The sequence below is a fragment of the Lyngbya sp. CCY1209 genome, from assembly GCF_055795065.1.
Window position 1 is genome coordinate 1 of record NZ_JAYFER010000498.1, and the last position, 18,695, is coordinate 18,695.

At 54.5% G+C, this 18,695-nt stretch carries 11 protein-coding genes; 6 read left to right on the plus strand and 5 right to left on the minus strand.

Annotated elements, in window-relative coordinates; translation table 11 throughout:
- Positions 1-543: 543 nt before the first annotated feature.
- The 4 genes from AC0QHF_RS15785 to AC0QHF_RS15800 all read left to right on the plus strand — a co-directional run bounded on the left by AC0QHF_RS15785 (position 544) and on the right by AC0QHF_RS15800 (position 8,049).
- On the plus strand, positions 544-4,203 hold the full coding sequence (locus AC0QHF_RS15785; protein WP_324705187.1) for an MHYT domain-containing protein: 3,660 nt from the start codon (positions 544-546) through the stop codon (positions 4,201-4,203).
- An 11-nt stretch (positions 4,204-4,214) separates the two neighbouring features.
- Complete coding sequence (locus AC0QHF_RS15790; protein WP_324705188.1) at positions 4,215-5,993, plus strand: two-component system response regulator; 1,779 nt, start codon at positions 4,215-4,217, stop codon at positions 5,991-5,993.
- A 91-nt stretch (positions 5,994-6,084) separates the two neighbouring features.
- Positions 6,085-7,569, plus strand: a complete 1,485-nt coding sequence (locus AC0QHF_RS15795; RefSeq protein WP_324705189.1) for a CPBP family intramembrane glutamic endopeptidase — start codon at positions 6,085-6,087, stop codon at positions 7,567-7,569.
- A 72-nt stretch (positions 7,570-7,641) separates the two neighbouring features.
- Positions 7,642-8,049: a nuclear transport factor 2 family protein gene (locus AC0QHF_RS15800; protein WP_324705190.1), complete on the plus strand. Its 408-nt coding sequence runs from the start codon at positions 7,642-7,644 to the stop codon at positions 8,047-8,049.
- A 31-nt stretch (positions 8,050-8,080) separates the two neighbouring features.
- Here AC0QHF_RS15800 and AC0QHF_RS15805 read toward each other — a convergent pair whose 3' ends face one another.
- Together AC0QHF_RS15805 and AC0QHF_RS15810 are read right to left on the minus strand one after the other, a co-directional pair.
- Complete coding sequence (locus tag AC0QHF_RS15805) at positions 8,081-12,094, minus strand: ATP-binding protein (RefSeq protein ID WP_324705191.1); 4,014 nt, start codon at positions 12,092-12,094, stop codon at positions 8,081-8,083.
- 165 nt (positions 12,095-12,259) lie between these two features.
- Complete coding sequence (locus tag AC0QHF_RS15810; RefSeq protein WP_324705192.1) at positions 12,260-13,129, minus strand: hypothetical protein; 870 nt, start codon at positions 13,127-13,129, stop codon at positions 12,260-12,262.
- Positions 13,130-13,233: 104 nt separating this feature from the next.
- Here AC0QHF_RS15810 and AC0QHF_RS15815 point away from each other — a divergent pair, with 104 nt between their 5' ends.
- Both AC0QHF_RS15815 and AC0QHF_RS15820 read left to right on the plus strand, forming a co-directional pair.
- The gene (locus AC0QHF_RS15815; RefSeq protein WP_324705193.1) at positions 13,234-14,142 is read left to right on the plus strand and encodes a metallophosphoesterase family protein; all 909 of its coding nucleotides are present in this window, start codon (positions 13,234-13,236) and stop codon (positions 14,140-14,142) included.
- A gap of 149 nt (positions 14,143-14,291) precedes the next feature.
- Positions 14,292-14,855 (plus strand): Uma2 family endonuclease, encoded by a 564-nt coding sequence (locus tag AC0QHF_RS15820; protein WP_324705194.1) that lies wholly within the window; start codon positions 14,292-14,294, stop codon positions 14,853-14,855.
- 80 nt (positions 14,856-14,935) lie between these two features.
- Here the strand turns inward: AC0QHF_RS15820 and recQ are convergent, their stop codons facing one another.
- The 3 genes from recQ to AC0QHF_RS15835 all read right to left on the minus strand — a co-directional run bounded on the left by recQ (position 14,936) and on the right by AC0QHF_RS15835 (position 18,664).
- The gene (recQ, locus tag AC0QHF_RS15825) at positions 14,936-17,137 is read right to left on the minus strand and encodes a DNA helicase RecQ (protein ID WP_324705195.1); all 2,202 of its coding nucleotides are present in this window, start codon (positions 17,135-17,137) and stop codon (positions 14,936-14,938) included.
- 33 nt (positions 17,138-17,170) lie between these two features.
- Positions 17,171-18,274, minus strand: coding sequence for a fatty acid desaturase (locus tag AC0QHF_RS15830; protein WP_324705196.1), 1,104 nt, complete (start codon positions 18,272-18,274; stop codon positions 17,171-17,173).
- A gap of 195 nt (positions 18,275-18,469) precedes the next feature.
- Positions 18,470-18,664: a hypothetical protein gene (locus AC0QHF_RS15835; RefSeq protein WP_324705197.1), complete on the minus strand. Its 195-nt coding sequence runs from the start codon at positions 18,662-18,664 to the stop codon at positions 18,470-18,472.
- Positions 18,665-18,695 lie beyond the last annotated feature (31 nt).

The window sequence follows — 18,695 nt, forward strand, 5'->3', positions numbered from 1 at the left end:
CATAGATGATTGGCAGTGGTCGGATTATTGGTGGCAGATTCCACCTCACCGCCTTCCGTTCCCCGCTTCAATCCTGGGGTTGTGAGTCCCAGAACTGGGGGTGGCTATCGCCTCCTCTCTCGGAGATTATTAGGAATTATTAAGTATCCAGTTTTTCTCCTTGACCCTGAGAGTTCCAACCTCGTTTGGTATATTTTGATACCAAACTTAGGAACATACAGACAGTTATAGGCTGGTCAGGGGTACGTCCCTTATATTCATCCGAGGGGATGAAAGCCTTACCAGGAGGTTATTTCGGGCATTTCAGCCCTATTTCACTCCCGAACGAATCGCACAGCCAGAAGCATTGTACCCCTTCGGGGGGGTCTTCAACCACCGGACGGGCTATCCCTTATGATATGTAAAGGGATGCTGAGGGTTGTTTTTTTTTGATTTGAAATTTGGGACGGTTGCACGATCGCCATTTCACCAGGGATCGAATCGGGGTTGACCGCCGGCCGGGTCTGGGACTGTCGAACTGCACGGGGCTTTCACAAAATTGACATGAATACGGAACTGATAGGCAGCTACAACTGGGGCTTAGTTGCGTTGTCTTTTGCAATTGGCGTCATCGCCTCCTACATCGCGATGGATTTGGCTGGACAGGTCGCCTACGAGAATTTGTGGACTCCCAAGCGCCGTTTTTTCTGGTGGGTAGGGGGGGCGATCGCGATGGGGGCGGGGTTCTGGGCCATGCACTTCGTCGCCCTGCTGGCCTTCGAGCTGCCCGTCCCGGTCATCTATCACCTGTGGAACACCCTGCTCTCCCTGCTCCTGGCCGTTCTCGGCGCCGGGATCGGGATCTGGCTGCTGCACCGTCCCAAGTCGGGCCGGTGGCTGTCGGTGGCGGCCGGAGGCGGGATGGGCGGCACTCTCGCGGCCGTGCATTATCTAGGAATGGCGGCGATGTCGATGCCGGCCGAGATCGTTTACGATCGCCGGCTGGTGGCGATTTCCGTGGTGACGGCCGTCGCCGTGGCTTGGGTCGCCCTGTGGCTGGCCTTACTCGTCCGGGAACGGCCGGATTTCGGGCACCACTGGCGAATCGTCGGCGCGGTGGGGGTGGGGGCCGGACTCAGCCAGGTGCACTACACGGGGATGGCCGCCACCCACTTTTTCCCGAAACTGGCGCTGCCACCGGAGCCGGCCCCGACCCTGACCTCCTCCCTGTTAGCGGTGGCGATCGGGTCGGCAACGCTGCTGTGCTTGTTTTTTACCCTGTTGATGAGTTTGTTCGACCGCCAGCTGGCCGGCCAACTGGCCCGGGAGCAAATTTTAAAAGAAAGCGAACGGCAGTTCCGCACCCTGATCCAAGAAATGCAGGTGGGGATGTTGCTCCTCAACAGCCGCGCCGAAATTCTCGTCTTCAACCGGGCGGCCCTGGAGCTGTTCGATCTGGCCGCGGCCCCGGAACGTCCCCAGGTCTTCGGAGAGGGTTGGAACCTGTTTCGGGAGGATCGCACCCCGGTCGCCCCGGCGGAGCTGCCCGTGCAGCGGGCGATCGCGGCGGGGGAGGCGGTCCACAACGTCGTCCTCGGCGTCGAGAATTCCCGCACTGGGAGCGGCCGCTGGCTGCTGGTCAACGCCACGCCCCAGAAGGCCGACGGCCAAATTGACCGGGTGATCTGCACCGTCAGCGACATCACGGAGCGGAAGCAGATGGAGGAGGCCCTGCGCCACTCCCAGGAGCGGTTCGCCCTGGCTGTGCTGGGGGCGAATGACGGCATTTGGGACTGGGATATCGCCAGCGGGGAGATTTACCTGTCGCCCCGGTGGAAGACGATGTTGGGTTACGATCCCGACACCGATTTCCCCAACATCGAGGCGGCCAAAGCGGTGATCTATCCCGAGGATCGCGATCGGGTGTTGAAGACCTTGGAGCGCTATTTGAACCTGGAAATTCCCACCTACGACGTGGAATTTTGCGCCCGATCTCGGGACGGCGGCGATCGCTGGATTCGGTCGCGGGGCGTAGCTCTCTGGGACAAGCGGGGCCGCCCCTACCGGATGGTGGGGTTTCACACCGACATCACTGCGGCTAAAGTCACCGAGCGGGCCCTGCGGGAAAGCGCAGAGCGGGAGCGCTCGATCTTGCAGGTGGTGCAGCAAATGCGCCAGACCCTGGAATTGGACCGGATTTTCGCCACGGCGACCCGGGAACTCCGGGGGGCCCTCAACTGCGATCGCGTCCTCGTCTACCGCTTCAACGAAGACTGGAGCGGGGATTTTGTCGCCGAGTCGGTGGTGGAGGGGTGGGTGGAACTGACCTCGGAGGCGGGGCGCGAGAACGAGGCGGTGACTCGCATCGCCGTCAACAAAGAGGGGTGCGCCGTCAAACGCCTCAGCGGCAACTACCTGATCGCCGACACCCACCTCCGGGAAACCCGGGGCGGCATCTACGCCGAGGGCGCGAGCTATCGGTGCGTGACGGATATTTACAAAGTCGGCTTCGACGAGTGCTACCTGAGACTGTTGGAGCAGTTCCAAGCCCGGGCCTACGTCATCACGCCCATTTTCTGCGGTTCCGAGCTTTGGGGGCTGTTGGCGGCCTACCAAAACGACCGCCCCCGGCGGTGGACGACGGCGGAAATCCGCACCGTCACCCAAATCGGCTCCCAACTCGGCGTCGCCGTCCACCAGGCGGAGCTGTTCGCCACCACCCAGGAACAGACGCGGCAGCTTCAAAAGGCTAAGGAGATGGCCGACGCGGCCAACCGGGCGAAAAGCGAGTTTCTGGCGAACATGAGCCACGAACTGCGGACGCCGCTCAACGCCATTTTGGGGTTCGCCCAACTGATGTCGGTCCACCCGGGGGCTCTCTCCCCCCAGCACCGCCAACATATCCAAATTATCAACCGATCGGGAGAGCACCTACTGGCTCTGATCGACGATATCTTGGAGATGTCTCGCATCGAGGCGGGGCGGGTGACGGTGCAGCCGAACCCCTTCGACCTGCACGAGTTCTTGCAAGCTTTGGAAGATATGTTTGGTCTGCGGGCACGATCGAAAAATTTGTACCTCCATTTCGAGCGATCGCCGCATTTGCCGCGGTGGGTGGAGGCGGATGAAAAGAAATTGCGCCAGGTGCTGATCAATTTGCTGGGAAATGCCATCAAATTCACGGACATCGGCAGCGTCACCCTGCGAGCCACCCACCAGATCTGGGACGCCACCGATGTCGTGCAATTTGAAGTGGAGGATACGGGGTTCGGCATCGAACCCGAAGAGTGCGATCGCCTGTTTGAAGCCTTCGGACAGACCCAGGCGGGGTTGAATTCTTCCGAGGGCAGCGGTTTGGGGCTGGCGATCGCCCAGAAGTTCGTCCGTTTGATGGGGGGAGAAATCACCGTTCAAAGTACCCTCGACCGGGGTTCGACGTTCTCCTTCGCTATTCCGGTGGGGCGGGTGGAAGCCCGGTCGGCGGAGGCCGCGGATGGGGCGGAGGCGGGGCGGACGGTGGAATTGGCCCCGGACCAACCGACCTACCGGATTCTGGTGGCCGAAGATCGGGAAACCAACCGCCTGTTGATCCTGCAACTGCTGGGTTCTTTGGGATTCGCGGTGCGGGAAGCGAAAAATGGCCGGGAGGCGATCGCGATTTGGGAGGAGTGGCACCCGGATCTAATTTTGATGGACATCCAGATGCCGATCCTCGACGGTTACGAGGCTACGCGAGAAATCCGGTCGCGCCCTGACGGCCGCCAGATCCCGATCCTCGCCCTGACGGCCAGCGCTTTTGAGGAACACCGACAGGAGATCGTCAAAGCCGGCTGCAACGACTTCTTGCGGAAACCCTTTCGCCGGGAAGAACTGCTGCAAAAACTGCGTCAATATCTGGGCGTGCAATATGTCTGCGCGACGACTTCGGACATTTCTGCGAGTTGGAATCCCGGGGCGGATAGCGAGAGGGCGGCGGACGCGGAACTGCTTTTCAAACACATCCAAAATATGTCAGAATCTTGGTTGACTCAAGTCTATCTCGCCGCCGCTCAGGGCAGCGATCTTCTGTTATTGGAACTCGTCGATCAAATTCCGCCCGAGCGAAAGGAACTCGCCGATGCCCTGGCGGAATGGGTGGCGAACTTTCAATTTGATCAAGTTCTCGAACTGGTGGAACGAATTGAAGATGTTGGCACAACCGACACCCAAGAGATGCTGAATTGAGTGGGAATGACGTGGACAAACCGAAAGCCGATATTTTAGTGGTCGATGACAAACCGGAAAATTTGCACCTGCTCTCAGAAATATTGATGGTCGAAGGGTACAATGTCCGCAAGGCTGTCAACGGTAAAATGGCGTTGATGGCGGTGAATACGGTGGAGCCGGACTTGATTTTGCTGGATATCATGATGCCCGGCCTCGACGGATACGAGGTGTGTCACGCACTCAAATGCGACTTGCATTTGACGAAGGTTCCGGTCATTTTTTTGAGCGCTTTGGACGACGCTTTTGACAAGGTAAAAGCGTTTCGGGTGGGCGGTTCGGACTACATCACCAAGCCCTTTCAAATGGAAGAAGTCCTGGCCCGGGTGGAAAATCAACTGATGCTGAAAGCGGCGGAAAAGGAAATTCTAGAACTCAATACCCGACTGGAAAATCGGGTCAAAGAGCGGACGCGGCAACTCGAAGAAGCCAACGCGAGGCTGTTGGATATGGCCCTGCACGACAGGCTGACGGGATTGCCCAACCGCACCTTATTTATGGAGCGGGTCGAACGGGCGATCGCGGCTTTTAAAACGGAGCCGGAGCGGCGGTTTGCCGTGCTGTTTTTGGACTGCGATCGCTTCAAAGTCGTCAACGATTCTTTGGGACACCTGGTGGGCGACGAGCTGTTGGTCGCCATCGCCCGCCGCCTCCGAGAACGGTTGGGCGAGGACGATGTGTTGGCGCGGCTCGGCGGCGACGAATTCGCCATCCTCCTGCCCGAAATTCGCGACCGGGAATCGGTGACGGCGGTCGCCGGTTCCCTGCTGGATCTGTTTTCCCGTCCGTTTCAAATTCACAACCGCGAAATTTTTATCAATATCAGTATCGGAATCGCCCTGAATCACGCCGAGTATCAAAAGCCGGAACACCTGCTGCGGGATGCGGACACGGCTATGTACCGGGCGAAGGCGTTCGGGCGGGGGAGGTATTACGTTTTCGACCCCCCCATGCACCAGGAAGCTCTGGATTTGTTGGGGTTGGAAATGGACCTGCGGCGGGCGATCGATCAGCAAGACTTGACCCCCTACTATCAGCCCATCATCGATTTTAAAACGGGGAAAATCGCCAGCATGGAAGCCCTGGTGCGCTGGAAACATCCCCGGCGGGGGTTGGTGTCTCCGGGGACGTTCATCCCCCTGGCTGAAGAAATGGGCGAGATCGGGAAAATTGGCACTTTGATGCTCTCCGAAGCCTGCCGTCAGCTCCGCCGGTGGCAGGAAGAAAACCGGGCGGAGGAGTCCCTCAGCGTCAGCGTCAACCTGTCGGTCCGACAATTTGCCCAGCCGGATTTGGTGGGGACCATCGACGAGATTTTGCACGACAGCGGCCTGAATCCGGAGTGCCTGCGGTTGGAAATGACCGAAAGTGCGATCGTCGAATACCCCGAGAGCGCCCTCACCCTCCTCCAACAACTGCGCGAGCGCCACATCGGTTTGAGCATCGACGATTTCGGCACGGGCTACTCCTCCCTGAGCTACCTGCACGCTTTCCCCGTCGATACGATTAAAATTGATAAATCCTTCGTCAACCTCCTGGACGGGACGCCCAAAAATTTGGGACTCATCCCCGCCATCATCGGCATTTCCAAAACGTTGAACATGGTCGCCGTGGCGGAGGGCATCGAAACCGCCGAGCAACTCGCCCAACTGCGGGATTTACAATGTGACAGCGGACAGGGATATTTCTTCGCCAAACCCATGCCCCCCGCTCAGATGGCCGAATTTTTGGCCTCCGATCCGAGGTGGTAGGAGTGGATAATTGATAATTGATAATTGATAATTGATAATTGTTAATTGTTAATTGTTAATTCTTTCGTGTTGACCTTTTTTATCGATATCAATGACATTGAAACGTATCATTCTGATAGTTCTGACCCTCCTCGCCCTGGCCTATTTGGGGTTGAGTTTGGTGGGAAGTTGGACGCAACCGCAAATTCAGAGCCGCCTGGAACTGTACCAAACCAATTTGGTCCTGCACGGGTCGGAGTGGAGGCCCGATCGGGGGGAAGGGGAACAATTGCTGACCCTGCGCGACAATATTATCGGGGAAAATGCGACGCGGGCCGCCCTCGACCAATATCAGACGGCGATCGCATCCACCGAAGAGAATTGGCGACGGGTGCGAGCAAGGGAGCTCCCGCCGCCGGCCACGGTTCAAAAGCTGGAACAGTCCCTTGACGAGTTGAAGTTGCGGAGCGGCATTATTCGGGCGGAATTGGGGAAGACGGAGGAGGCGATCGCGACTTGGAAATCTTTGCCGGTTCAAAATGGAGTTTCCGCGACGGCAAAAACCGCCCCGGTGTTGGTGGGACTCTGGAGCGAACCGCCCCGGTTGCTGCCGGATGCCGAGCCGATATTGCGGCAAAATTTGGAGGGTTGGTTCCGCTACCAAACCCTGGCTCGACTTTACAGCCTCCAGGAACGCCAAGAAGCCCTGGCGGAACTGAATGCCCGGGAACAGGAAATCGCCGAAGAAGCTGTCTACAAACTGGCGATCGTTTCGGCCATTCCCGGACTGGGATTGGTGGCGGGAATTATCCTGCTAATTATTTTGGGAATTCAATGGTTGATCAACCGCAAAGAAGCCATTCTCGCCACCAATTCGGACGTGGAATGGTCGGTTCCCTGGGATGGGGAAACCATCGCGCAAGTCTTCGTCTTGGGATTTTTCCTGATCGGACAATTGGCGATCCCGATTTTATTTCAAATTATCGGTTTGAAGCCCCCGGCGGGGGATGCTAGACTCCAGGCATTTTACGTCCTCCTCACCTACGTTTTGTTGGTGTGCGGCGGGGTGGGGGTTTTGTATCTATCCCTGAAACCCTTTTTTCCCCTCCCGGAAGGATGGTTCCGGTTCAAGTTTCGGGATAACTGGATTTTCTGGGGTTTGGGCGGGTATTGCGTCGCCCTCCCGTTGGTGATTTTGGTGTCGCTGATCAATCAGCAATTGTGGGACGGACGGGGGGGGAGTAATCCCATCCTCCCCATCGCCTTGGAAAACCGCGACGGACTGGCGTTGGCGATCTTTTTCGTGACCGCTTCTATCGCTGCCCCCGTTTTCGAGGAACTGATGTTTCGCGGGTTTTTACTGCCCTCTTTGACTCGCTATTTGCCGCTGTGGGGTGCGATCGCGGCCAGCGGCCTTTTGTTCGCCGCGGTACATTTGAGTATTTCGGAAGTGCTGCCGTTATTCGTGCTGGGAATGGTGTTGGGGTTCGTCTACACGCGATCGCGCAACCTCCTCGCCCCAATGTTGCTGCACAGCTTGTGGAACAGCGGCACGTTACTGAGCCTCTACCTGCTCGGAAGTGCCGGTTCGTCGTGATCTCAAGCACCGCTTGGGAATTATAGCGCTGCGCCATCGGATAATAGCAATCGTAACTGGCAGGTAAAAACCATGATATCTCCTTCTCCAGAAACTTTAAAAACCGCCCGACTCGGCTTCGATCGCTTCAAACATGGATTGGCGACGGGGGAATGGGAGGCATTTTTGGAGATGCTAACCGATGACTTTACTTTTTTCTTTCCCGCCGGACCCTACAAAGGATTGAATTACGGTCCGGAAAAATTGGGGGAATTTCTCCGCTACGCCACCGAGAAGGTTTTCCCCGGGGGACTCGTCCTCAACGAGGAACGAATTTCCGGCGGCGACACGACGGTAATTTTTGAAGCGCGATCGCGGGGGAAAATGTGGGGAAACCCCTACGAAAACCAAGTGGCGATCGCATTGGAAATTCGGGGCGATCGAATTTGCGGCTACCGGGAATATCTCGCCATCGCCTTCACCCTCCCGGCCGAAAAGTAGGGGCGAATGGCATTCCCCCTCAGCTCTATTCTCACCGGGGCAGAGCCTCTGCAAACCTCTCGTAAATGGCCGTCAACTCGGCATCAACTTCCGGGGGCTTCGCCGTGAAGTGAATGTAAAAATACCCCGGTTTTGCTTCGCGTTCCAACACTTTGGCGTAGACATCTTCCGAGCCTTGCAAACAGCCGTATCCTCTGAAATTGAGCTTGATATTGGTCAGGGGTAGGGGCAGACAATTGTCATCCTCGGAGCGCGTTTTAACCTGGGCTTCCCGCGCCGACAGTTCCACAATTTGACCGGAGAAAATATTGTTGCCGACGTGCTTTCCTTCCAAAATCACATAGTCCAGGGCGATGGGATTGGGGAGGGGAACAAAAATCTCCTTTTCTCGTTTCAAGTAGAGGTTGTAAGGGTCGCCCACGCCGCCCAATTCGTAAATCGGAATCGGCTGCTGGACGCCTTTGGGCTGGACGTGTTTTTCGCCGACGATATGGGCGATCGCGCCGGCGGAATCCAACGTCGATTGAGAAATGAAAATTTGTCCGCCGGTGGTGTAGGATTCGAGTCGGTAGGCCAAATTGACGTGCTTGCCCACCACGCCGTATTTGGTGCGCTTTTCCGAGCCGATATTGCCGACCACCACTTCGCCGGTATTCACCCCGATCCCCATTTCCAAATTGGGATATCCCCAGGCTTTCATCTGCCGGTTGACCGCATCCATCGCCAACTGCATTGCCACCGCACAGGCGATCGCCCGCCGGGGGTCGTCTTCCCGCACTTTCGGTGCCCCGAATAAGACCAAAATTCCGTCCCCCATGAACTCGTCGATGGTGCCGTTGTAGCCGGTGATCACGTCGGCCATTTTGGACAGATAGAAATTGAGAATTTTCACCACTTCTTCCGGGGGGAGGCGTTCGGATGTCGCCGTGAAGCCGCGCAAATCCGAGGTCAAAATCGTGATGGTGCGGCGTTCGCCTCCGAGTTTGAGGCGGTCGTCACTTTCGAGCAAATTGGCGACCACTTCATCCGTCACGTAGCGGCCGAAGGTCTTGCGGATGTGGGCTTTTTCGGTGCGGAGTTGTTTGATGCGGATGTGGGTTTTTATGCGGGCCAAAAGTTCGTCTTTATTGAGAGGTTTGGAAAGGTAGTCATTCGCCCCCACTTCCAAGCCGAACACCAAATCTGAGACGCGATTTTTTGCCGTCAACATCACGATCGGCAGTTGGTGGGCGGGCCAGGTTTCGCGAATTTTTTGGGTGACTTCATAACCCGTCATGCGGGGCATCATCACGTCCATTAAAATCAGGTCGGGGACGAAACCGGCCTCCAAAATTTCCAGGGCTTCCGGCCCGTTGTTCGCCCGGGTGACGGCGTAGTTTTCTAAATAAAGATAATTCGCCAATACCTGTAGGTTTACCGGATCGTCATCGACGATCAAAATTTTGAACTGATTTTCATCTTCATTGACCGGTTCTTTGGGGGAAATTTCGGGGATGAAATGAGCGGGTTTTGTACGGTCGATAAAGGCATCCAAACTGACGATCGCGGACGGGTTGACTAACACCGAATCCGGTTCGACAGTGACGGGGGGATCGGCGTCTGAAATGGGGAGGGTGAAGGTAAAGGTGGAACCCTCGCCGAGGACGGAATCGACCCAGATTTGACCGTGGTGGAGTTCCACCAACTGTTTCGTCACGGCCAGCCCCAAACCCGTGCCGCCGTACTGTCGCGCCGTGGAACCGTCGCCCTGTTCAAAGGATTCAAAAATGCGATCGCGCTTGTCTTCGGGAATGCCGATACCGGTGTCGGAAACCGCCACGGCGATCGCGTCTCCTCCGGCGACAGAGGCGGCGATTTTGACCGTCCCGGCCTCCGTAAATTTGATGGCATTTCCAATTAAATTGTAGAGAATTTGTTGCAGGCGATTTTCGTCGGCATAAACGGCGGGTAAATCCGCAGGTATTTCATTAAAAACTCGGATCTCCTTGTGCCGAATCAAGGGTTTGCTCAAAATGACGACAATTTCGACCATCTCCCGCAGTCCCAAGGGTTTTTGTTGCAGTTCGATCGTCCGGTGTCGCAGTTTGGAAAAGTCGAGAATATCGTTGACCAGGGTTGACAATCGGTGGCCGCTGTGGGCGATCATCACCAGGTTTTTGTGCTGGACTTCGGTCAGGGGGCCAGCCACCCCCGCCAGCATCGATTCCGCCAAACCAATCATGCCGTTGAGGGGGGTGCGAAGTTCGTGGGAGGTATTGGCGAGAAATTCATCTTTAATTTGATCCAAGCGTTTGAGGGCTTCGTTTTTGAGTTGGAGTTCGGCGGTAAACTTTTGTCGTTCCCTCTCCGCCTGTCGGCGCTGGGTGATGTCTTCAAACACGCAAATTCCGTAGGCGATCGCGTCATCGCAGTCGAAAATAGGTGCCGCCATCACCGAGCAGGGAATGGTGCGATCTTCGCGGCGAATTTCCAAGTTTTCAACGTGGATACTTTTTCCTTTCAAGGCGCGGACGAGGGGCAGGGCTTTCGCCGGGTATATCTGATTCGTATTGGCAATATAAAATTGATTTTCTTCGGCGAATTTTCCCGGGTTAACTTCCGGTATTTCTGCCTTTCCTATAAGTTGCTTTAAAGTTTTGTTTGCGTAGGAAATTTTTCCGTTTTTGTTGTAGACTAAAACGCCGACTGGCAGGGTTTCCAAAAATTGATTGAGCCAATATTCTCGCTCTAAAAGTTGGCGATTTAACCCTTGGGTTTCGGCGTGTTGGGCTTCCAGTTCTTTAAACGATTGCCGCAGTTGGGCGACCATTTGATTGAAGGTTTCAGCCAGTTCTCCGACTTCGTCGCAGCGGGAAATTTGAACCGTTTGATTCCACTGTCCGCTGGCAATTTTTCGGGCGACTTGGTTGAGGTTTAGAAGCGGCCGAGTCACCCAGCGGGCGGTCAAAACTCCGATCGCGATCGTGACGGCTAACGCCACCAGACAGAGGAGCAGCGTGGTGCGGGCGTTGGCGTCAATTTGACCCATAAAATCTGCCTCCGGTATGGCTACCACGATCAGCCAATTTAAACCGAATTGATCGCGGTGCGGGACGACCTGGATGAACTGCCGTTCTCGGCCGATTTTGAAATCGCTTTGATAGGTTTCTTCGATCTGGCTCAAATGCTCAAAATTTTGATGGAGATAATCCGCGATCGCTCGAAGTTTTGGGTTCTGACTATCCGCAATTTTCAAGCGTTTTTCCCCCCCTTTTTCGTCGATAAAAAAGGGTTTTTCCGCCGTCGAAGTTGCCACTAAAAATCCGGACGGTTCGAGAATGAAAATTTCGGCGTTGGGGCTGATCTGGATACTTTGCAGAAAATTATCGATCAAACCGAGGACGAAATCCACACCCACAATCCCCATGAATTGACCGTCGCGATCGTAGAGGGGACGGGAGGCGGTGAGGCCGAGTTCTCCGTTGGTAAATGGGTAAATTTGGCTCCAATTGGGTTGCTCCAATACCAGGGTTTTGGTGTACCAGGGTCGAATTCTCGGGTCGTAGCGATCGCGATCGATTTGGGGGCCGCGCTCGCCTTCCGGGGTCAGTTGATAGATCCTTCGTTCGGGCGGTTGTCGCACGATTTGCGAATGAAATGAACCGTCCTCATTCAGTTTTACATAAATAAATTTTCCTCCCTCATTTGCCATGTAAGTGGCGTGGACAGAATCGAAGAGATCCAAAAGCTGAAATAGGGAATATTCTGAATTTTGAATGTCGTCAAAATTGAGTCCGCCCGCCCGGGTTTCTTGGGCGATAATTTTGGCGATTAGGTGAGGTTGCTCCAGAAAAGTATCCAGATGCATCGTGACGCGAGCGGTCACTTCGTTGCGAAGTTGGTTGGCGACCTCCAGGACGGCTTGCTGACCGTTCCGCCACGACAGATATCCCGTGATCCCGACCGTGGCGCAGATCTGAAGCACGAAGGGAATAATGATGGCTCGTCGCAGGGGAACGTGATGTAAGAATTGGACGCTACTGTTTTGAAAAAAGCGAATTAACATGGTCTGTGACCGACTCGATGGGGATTGTATAATCGGATGTCGCGATCGCGATCCGGCGAGAAGAATCCGGCCGAACTCGTAACACATACGAGCCTGACAGAACGACTTGATATTGTAGTTATACCACGGCCGAAGTCGGCAACGGGAACGCCGACGGTCACGGGTTCATCGCTTCCAAAGAATCATTTCCGAGCCGACCACGGGATTTCGGGCAATTATTTTGCCATCATTGTCGCAAATTTCTAAGCGGGTAAAATCGAGCGATCGCACTTTTTTGAAAAGCTGATTTGCAAAGCGATTCTGATCCTTATCGTCCAATTCGTGCCATTCCTCGCCCACCTCGACCCGCAACAAACTGGCGGCAAAATTGGCATCGACGGCTCGAATTAAATCGCCGCCGTAGCGATCGCTAAACTCGGCGAGGCGATCGCGGATCGAGTCGTTCAAATAGGGTCGGGCGACCGCCGGAGGGGCGATCAAAGCCACCGGTTCGGGAGAGTTTGGGGCGGTCAATTCTGCGGGTAAATTCCCAGATTTTTGTCCCGCGACAGGTTCTTCAATTTCCGGGATTTCTGCCGGTTCCGGTTCCGGTTCCGGCACGGGTTCTTCCATTTCTACGATTTCCGGTTCCGGTTCCGGTTCCGGTTCCGAAATGGGTTCTTCAATTGCTACAATTTCTGGAGTTTCCGGGGGTTCTGGCGGTTCCGGTTCCGGAGTGGAAATGGCTGGCCGGATCTCCTCGGTGGGGGGAGGTTCGGCGACTTCTTCGGCGACGCGATTGGGGGAGAAGAAAATGAACAGCCCCACCGCCACCGCCAAGGCAATCGCGCCCCACACCCAGCCCGAGAGTCCCCGGCGGGTGGGAAATTGGGGTTCCGCTTCCAACCGTTCCACCGTCCCCTCCAAGGTTTTGATGAGTTGCCGCAGCAGTGCGATCGCCGCGTCGCGAAGCGGGCTCCCCCGGGATTTGCGGGCGGATCGCCGTCGCCGTCGGACGGGGCGGGGTTGGGGGGGTGTCGGTCGATCCTGGGACATTGAAAATCGCCCTGACGGGGCAAACGCGCTAAAGTTAAACGGGGCATATTCCAGCCCCACTCTACCATTTTGTCCTGTAGAAATTCGTCGATTTTGAGAATTCAATGAAACGCCGTCAATTTTGGATGATCACCAGTCTCGCCAGTTTAGGGGCGATCGGTTGGTGGGGAGGTTTTCGAGGCTGGTGGCGATCGCGACAGCCGTTTTCAGAGGCCGAAACGATCGCCGCCGCCGACGCACTCACCCCCGCCACCCCGCCCCTGTTCCGGTTCGCCGCCGTCGCCGACACGGGAACCGGCGATCGCGCTCAATATGCCGTCGCCCGGGCGATGGTTCGCCATCACAAACGCCACCCTTTCGATCTGGTATTACTGGCCGGAGATAATATTTATCGGAATGGCGAAATTGAGAAAATTAACAAGGTCTTCGAGCGACCTTACCAACCGTTATTGCGACGGGGCGTCAAATTTTATGCCTGTCTTGGCAACCACGACATCCGCACCGAAAATGGCGATCGACAAGTCGAATATCCCCACTTCAACATGGCGGGTCGGTATTACACATTCCGCCGGGATTTCGTGCAGTTTTTCGCCCTGGAAACGACGAATGAAGCGGACTGGGAAACCCAACTGACCTGGCTGCGATCGGAACTGCGAAAAAGTGACGCCCCGTGGAAAGTCGTTTTCGGCCATCACCCCCTTTATTCTTCCGGAAAATATGGGGTGAATGAAGGGCGGATCAAAAAGCTGACACCCCTGTTTAAAAAATACGGCGTGCAACTGTATATCAACGGCCACGAACACGATTACGAACGCACCCGCCCCATCGACGGGACGACTTATTTGATTTGCGGTGCGGGGGCTAAAAGCCGTCCGGTGGGGCGATCGGAGTGGACGGAATACGCCACGGAACGCCTCAGTTTTGCGGTGAATGAAGTCTACGGCGATCGCATCGTTATTTCGGGAATTGACAAGAAGGGCAGGGTGTTCGATCGCGGCGTGATTTGGCAATAGTTGAGGTACTTATCCGACATAGTAACCGTCTTCATATTGTTCAATAAAAACGTAAAATTATCGTTCTTTTTTTCATAATTTTACAACCCAAAAATATGTTAAACTACACTACAGGATAAGCGATCGCCCATTTTCAGGAGGAAGTCCCGATGGTACAATCTCCGTCAAAATCCGTCACCTTAGAAGAGTTTCTGAAGCTGCCAGAAACCAAACCCGCTGGGGAATATATTAATGGTCATATTGTTCAGAAACCGATGCCGCAGGGTAAGCATAGCACGATTCAAACCGAGTTTTCGACAACTGTCAACGCCATTTTAAAGCCCCGGAAAATCGCCCGGGCTTTTTCGGAGTTGCGTTGTACGTTCGGGGGGCGATCGCTCGTTCCCGATGTTTCAATTTGGACGTGGAATCGAATTCCCCGCGACTCGAATGGCGAGATTTCCAATCGCTTTTTAATCGCACCGGACTGGACAATCGAAATTATGTCGCCCGAACAGAGTCAAACCAAAGTCACAAAAAATATTTTACACTGTCTCAGTCACGGAAGTCAAATGGGTTGGTTAATCGACCCCCAAGAACGGACGGTTTTTGTGTATTTTCCCCGGCGACAGCCGGAAGTATTTGACGAAGCGGAACAACTGCTTCCCGTCCCCGATTTTGCCGGCGATTTGAGTTTGAGTTTGGGTTCAATTTTTGACTGGTTGTTAGAATAATCTAGAATCCCAGAAACCCCCAAAGTCTCCGAGTTTCCAACTCCCCCCTTACCAAGGGGAGCCGGGGGCGATCGCCCGTTTCAAAACTCAATTTCCGACGATCGCTGCGATCGCCACATCGCCAACATAATTTTAATTTCACCGTAATCATAATCTCCTTTCAAATACTCAAAAATCTGTCGGAGGGAGTCATCTCCAACAGTTGCGATCGCATTCAAAATCACCTGCTGGCGTTCCGGAGATATCAGGCGATCGACATCGATATCGCCGTAATTCAGGGCGATCAATTCGGCTAAATGCCCGTAAATCGTACTCGGTTTCAAACCCCGTTCGTCGGCGATCGCATCCACGCTCAACCCCTGTTGGTACAGTTCTAACGTCTTGAGTAGCGTCTCCGAAAGGGTATCCCAAATCGAGATGGTTTGTTGCTTCGGGGGGGCGGACTTGAGGGGCAGTCCTTGTTCCTCGCAGAACTGGTTGATGGCGCTCAAAAACTGCCGTCCATATTGTCTCAGTTTGTGCGTTCCGACGCCCGAAATTTCCAACAAATCGGCTTCGCTTGCGGGGCGTTCCCGCGCCATCAATTGCAGGGTGGAATCCGGGAAAACGACGTAGGGCGGCACTTGCTTTTCGTCGGCAATTGTTTTGCGGAGTTTGCGGAGATGTTCAAATAACATTCCCACCTCCGCCGCCAGCGAGCGGCTTTGTTGTTCCAGTTGGGGTTTCGGCGGCACGGCGACTTTCACTTCCCGCTGTTTTTTCATCACCTCCCAACTGTGGCGATTTAACTTCAAAATCGAATAGCCGTCCGTCGTCTGATCTAAGAGTCCTTGATGCAGCAGCGATCGCGCCAACAATTTCCAATCGTCCGCCGTTTTATCCCGCCCGATGCCGTAGGTGGAAAGCTTGTCGTGTCCGCGATCGAGGACTTTTTTACTCTTGGAACCCCGCAATACATCGATAATATAATTCATCCCGAATCGTTCCTGACATCGCGCCACGCAGGAGAGAAATTTCATCGCCTCCACCGTCCAATCTTCGAGGGGTTTCTGGTGGCGGCAGTTGTCGCACTGGCCGCAATTTCCGGGGAATTCTTCGCCGAAATAGCGCAGTTGGATGCGGTGGCGGCAATCCGTCGAGGCGGCATAATCGAGCACCTGTCGCAACTGCTGGCGGGCGATCCGCCGTTCGTCCTCGTCGGGTTTTTGCTCGATCAAATATTCGATGGTTTTGACATCGCCGTAGCTGAATAACAGCAGACATTGCGCCGCTTCCCCGTCCCGCCCCGCCCGCCCGGACTCCTGATAATAACTTTCCAAGCTTTTGGGTAAATCGTAGTGAATGACAAACCGAACATCTGGCTTGTCGATGCCCATGCCGAAGGCGACGGTTGCCACCATAATTTGTACGTCATCCCGGATAAATCGGGTTTGATTTTCGATGCGTTCGTAGTCTTCCATTCCGGCATGGTAGGGGAGGGCGGGAATGTTTTCTTTTTGCAGTTTAAACGCCACTTCCTCCACCCGCTTTCGACTGGAACAATAGATGATGCCCGAACCGTCGAGCGATCGCATCAAATTTAACAGTTGGGTGAAGCGGTGCTTTTCTTTCGGGATGACTTGATAGTAAAGGTTGGAGCGGTAAAAACTGGCGACGTGGACGTATGGTTTTTGGAGGGCGAGTTGTTTGACGATGTCGCGTCTCACCCGTTCCGTGGCGGTGGCGGTGAGCGCCATCGCGGGGACGTGGGGATAGCGCGATCGCACCTGTTTTAATTGTCGATATTCGGGGCGAAAATCGTGCCCCCACTCGGAGACACAATGGGCTTCATCGATCGCAAATGCAGAAATCCCCAGTTCCGCATCGATGCGATCGAGAAATTCGAGAAACTGGGGAGATAAAAGCCGCTCCGGGGCGACATAAAGCAGTTTAATTTTGCCTTCGAGAATCGCGGACACCCGCTGGCGGACGCCGTGGGGGGACAGGGTGCTGTTGAGAAATGTCGCCCCGATGCCGTTATCTTGCAGGGCTTCCACCTGATCTTGCATCAGGGCGATTAAGGGCGAAACCACCACCGTCACCCCCGGTTTGAGCAGGGCGGGAAGCTGGAAACAGAGGGACTTTCCACCCCCCGTGGGCATGATTATCAATGTATCCCGTTTCTGCAACACCTGTTCGATAATCTCCCGCTGTCCCGGGCGGAAGGTGTCGTATCCAAAATACTGTTTCAGACACTGTTCGAGAGATTGGGGTTGGGTGAGAGGTGGCGGAAACCCTGACATCGATTGGCGATCGCGGTTGACTGCCTTTTTATTCTACCTCGATTGAGAATCTTTTTCCCCGACCGTCACATCGTATCCCGGATTGAACTGCGATCGGTAGTAGACGCCGGAGCCGCTATCGGGGACGAAGTGACAAGACAAATAAGACTTCCAAAACGCCTTCCAAATCGGTTCTTTGGAGATGCGATAATAATCTCCGAGAACGGGCTTGATGGCTTCGTTGGCTCGGAGTAGGTGATAGTGGGGAATACTCAGGAAAATATGGTGGACGACGTGGGTGCCGATATTGTGGTGGATGGGGTTGATGAAACCGTAGTCGCGATCGATGGTTGATAATGCCCCTTTGAGGAAGTACCAGTCATCGCCCCGATACCAAGGAATGTCATCTTCCGTGTGGTGTAAAAAGGTGACGAGATCCAGCCATATGACAAAAATGAGGTAGGGAACCAGGTAGAATTTAAGGAAAAATAGCCCGCCGTATTGGACGGTTAAAAAGACCAAAAATCCCGCAAATGCAACCCAGCAAACCGTACTGGTTATCACATCCCATTTTTCCGACGGGCGAAACAGGGGGCTGCTGGGTAAAAAATGCGACCCTTCCCGACGGGGGGAACGGACGAAAAGATAGATGGGATAGGCAAACAGCATCAGATAAAAGCGAACAAGCTTTTCGTACCAAAGCATCTGATTGTAGTCGCTTTCTATCACCGGATACCAGCTTTCATCGGTGTCGATATTGCCGGTGTTGGCGTGGTGGGTGCGGTGGCTGATCCGCCAAGCGTGGTAGGGAACCAACAGGGGGGTGTGGCTCAGGTGTCCGATCAGGTTATTCAACCGTTTGGATTTGGAAAACGAACCGTGTCCGCAATCGTGCCCGACGACAAATAGGGACCAGAAAAGCGTCCCCTGGATGAGCCAGAAAATCGGGTAAAACCACCAGCTATCTAGGTAGGCGGCGATCGCGTAAAACCCCGCAATCAGACCCACATCTAAAAAAAAGTAGGCCAGGGAACGGCCTGCGGAGGGTTCAAAACAATCGGGGGGAATTGCGGCTTTCAAATCTTGGAGCGTGAAGGGCAGCTCCTTATTCTTGGGGTGAGAACTCCCCGCAGTCGGAGAATCAGCTTGTAATTGCATTGAGTTGTCTGTAACTAGAGATTGATTGAAGTTTTCATTGAATTGCTGTCCCCTTTTAAAAGGCACTTCAATACTCTACACGCTCGACATCAATAAAGCAAGTCTCTCAACGAATCCGCGACCACAAGATAAAATTTTGATAAAATTTTGCCATTTTAACGAATTTTGTGCTATTTTTGCGACATCGACGGGCGGTCACATCTGACGGGTCAAATCGGGCCAATTGCCGCATCCTGTTTGAGCCGATCGCGATCGGCGGTTTTGAACCTCGGAAAATATTGCGATCGCGGCAATTGTATGCAGTGTGTCGAACAGCAAAATTTTTGATGATAACAAGCCGATGCGGCGATCGCACTTCAATGGGTTGACCGGCTCATTTATTGAGTCCATAAATCATATCGAACGCTATAATATATGATGG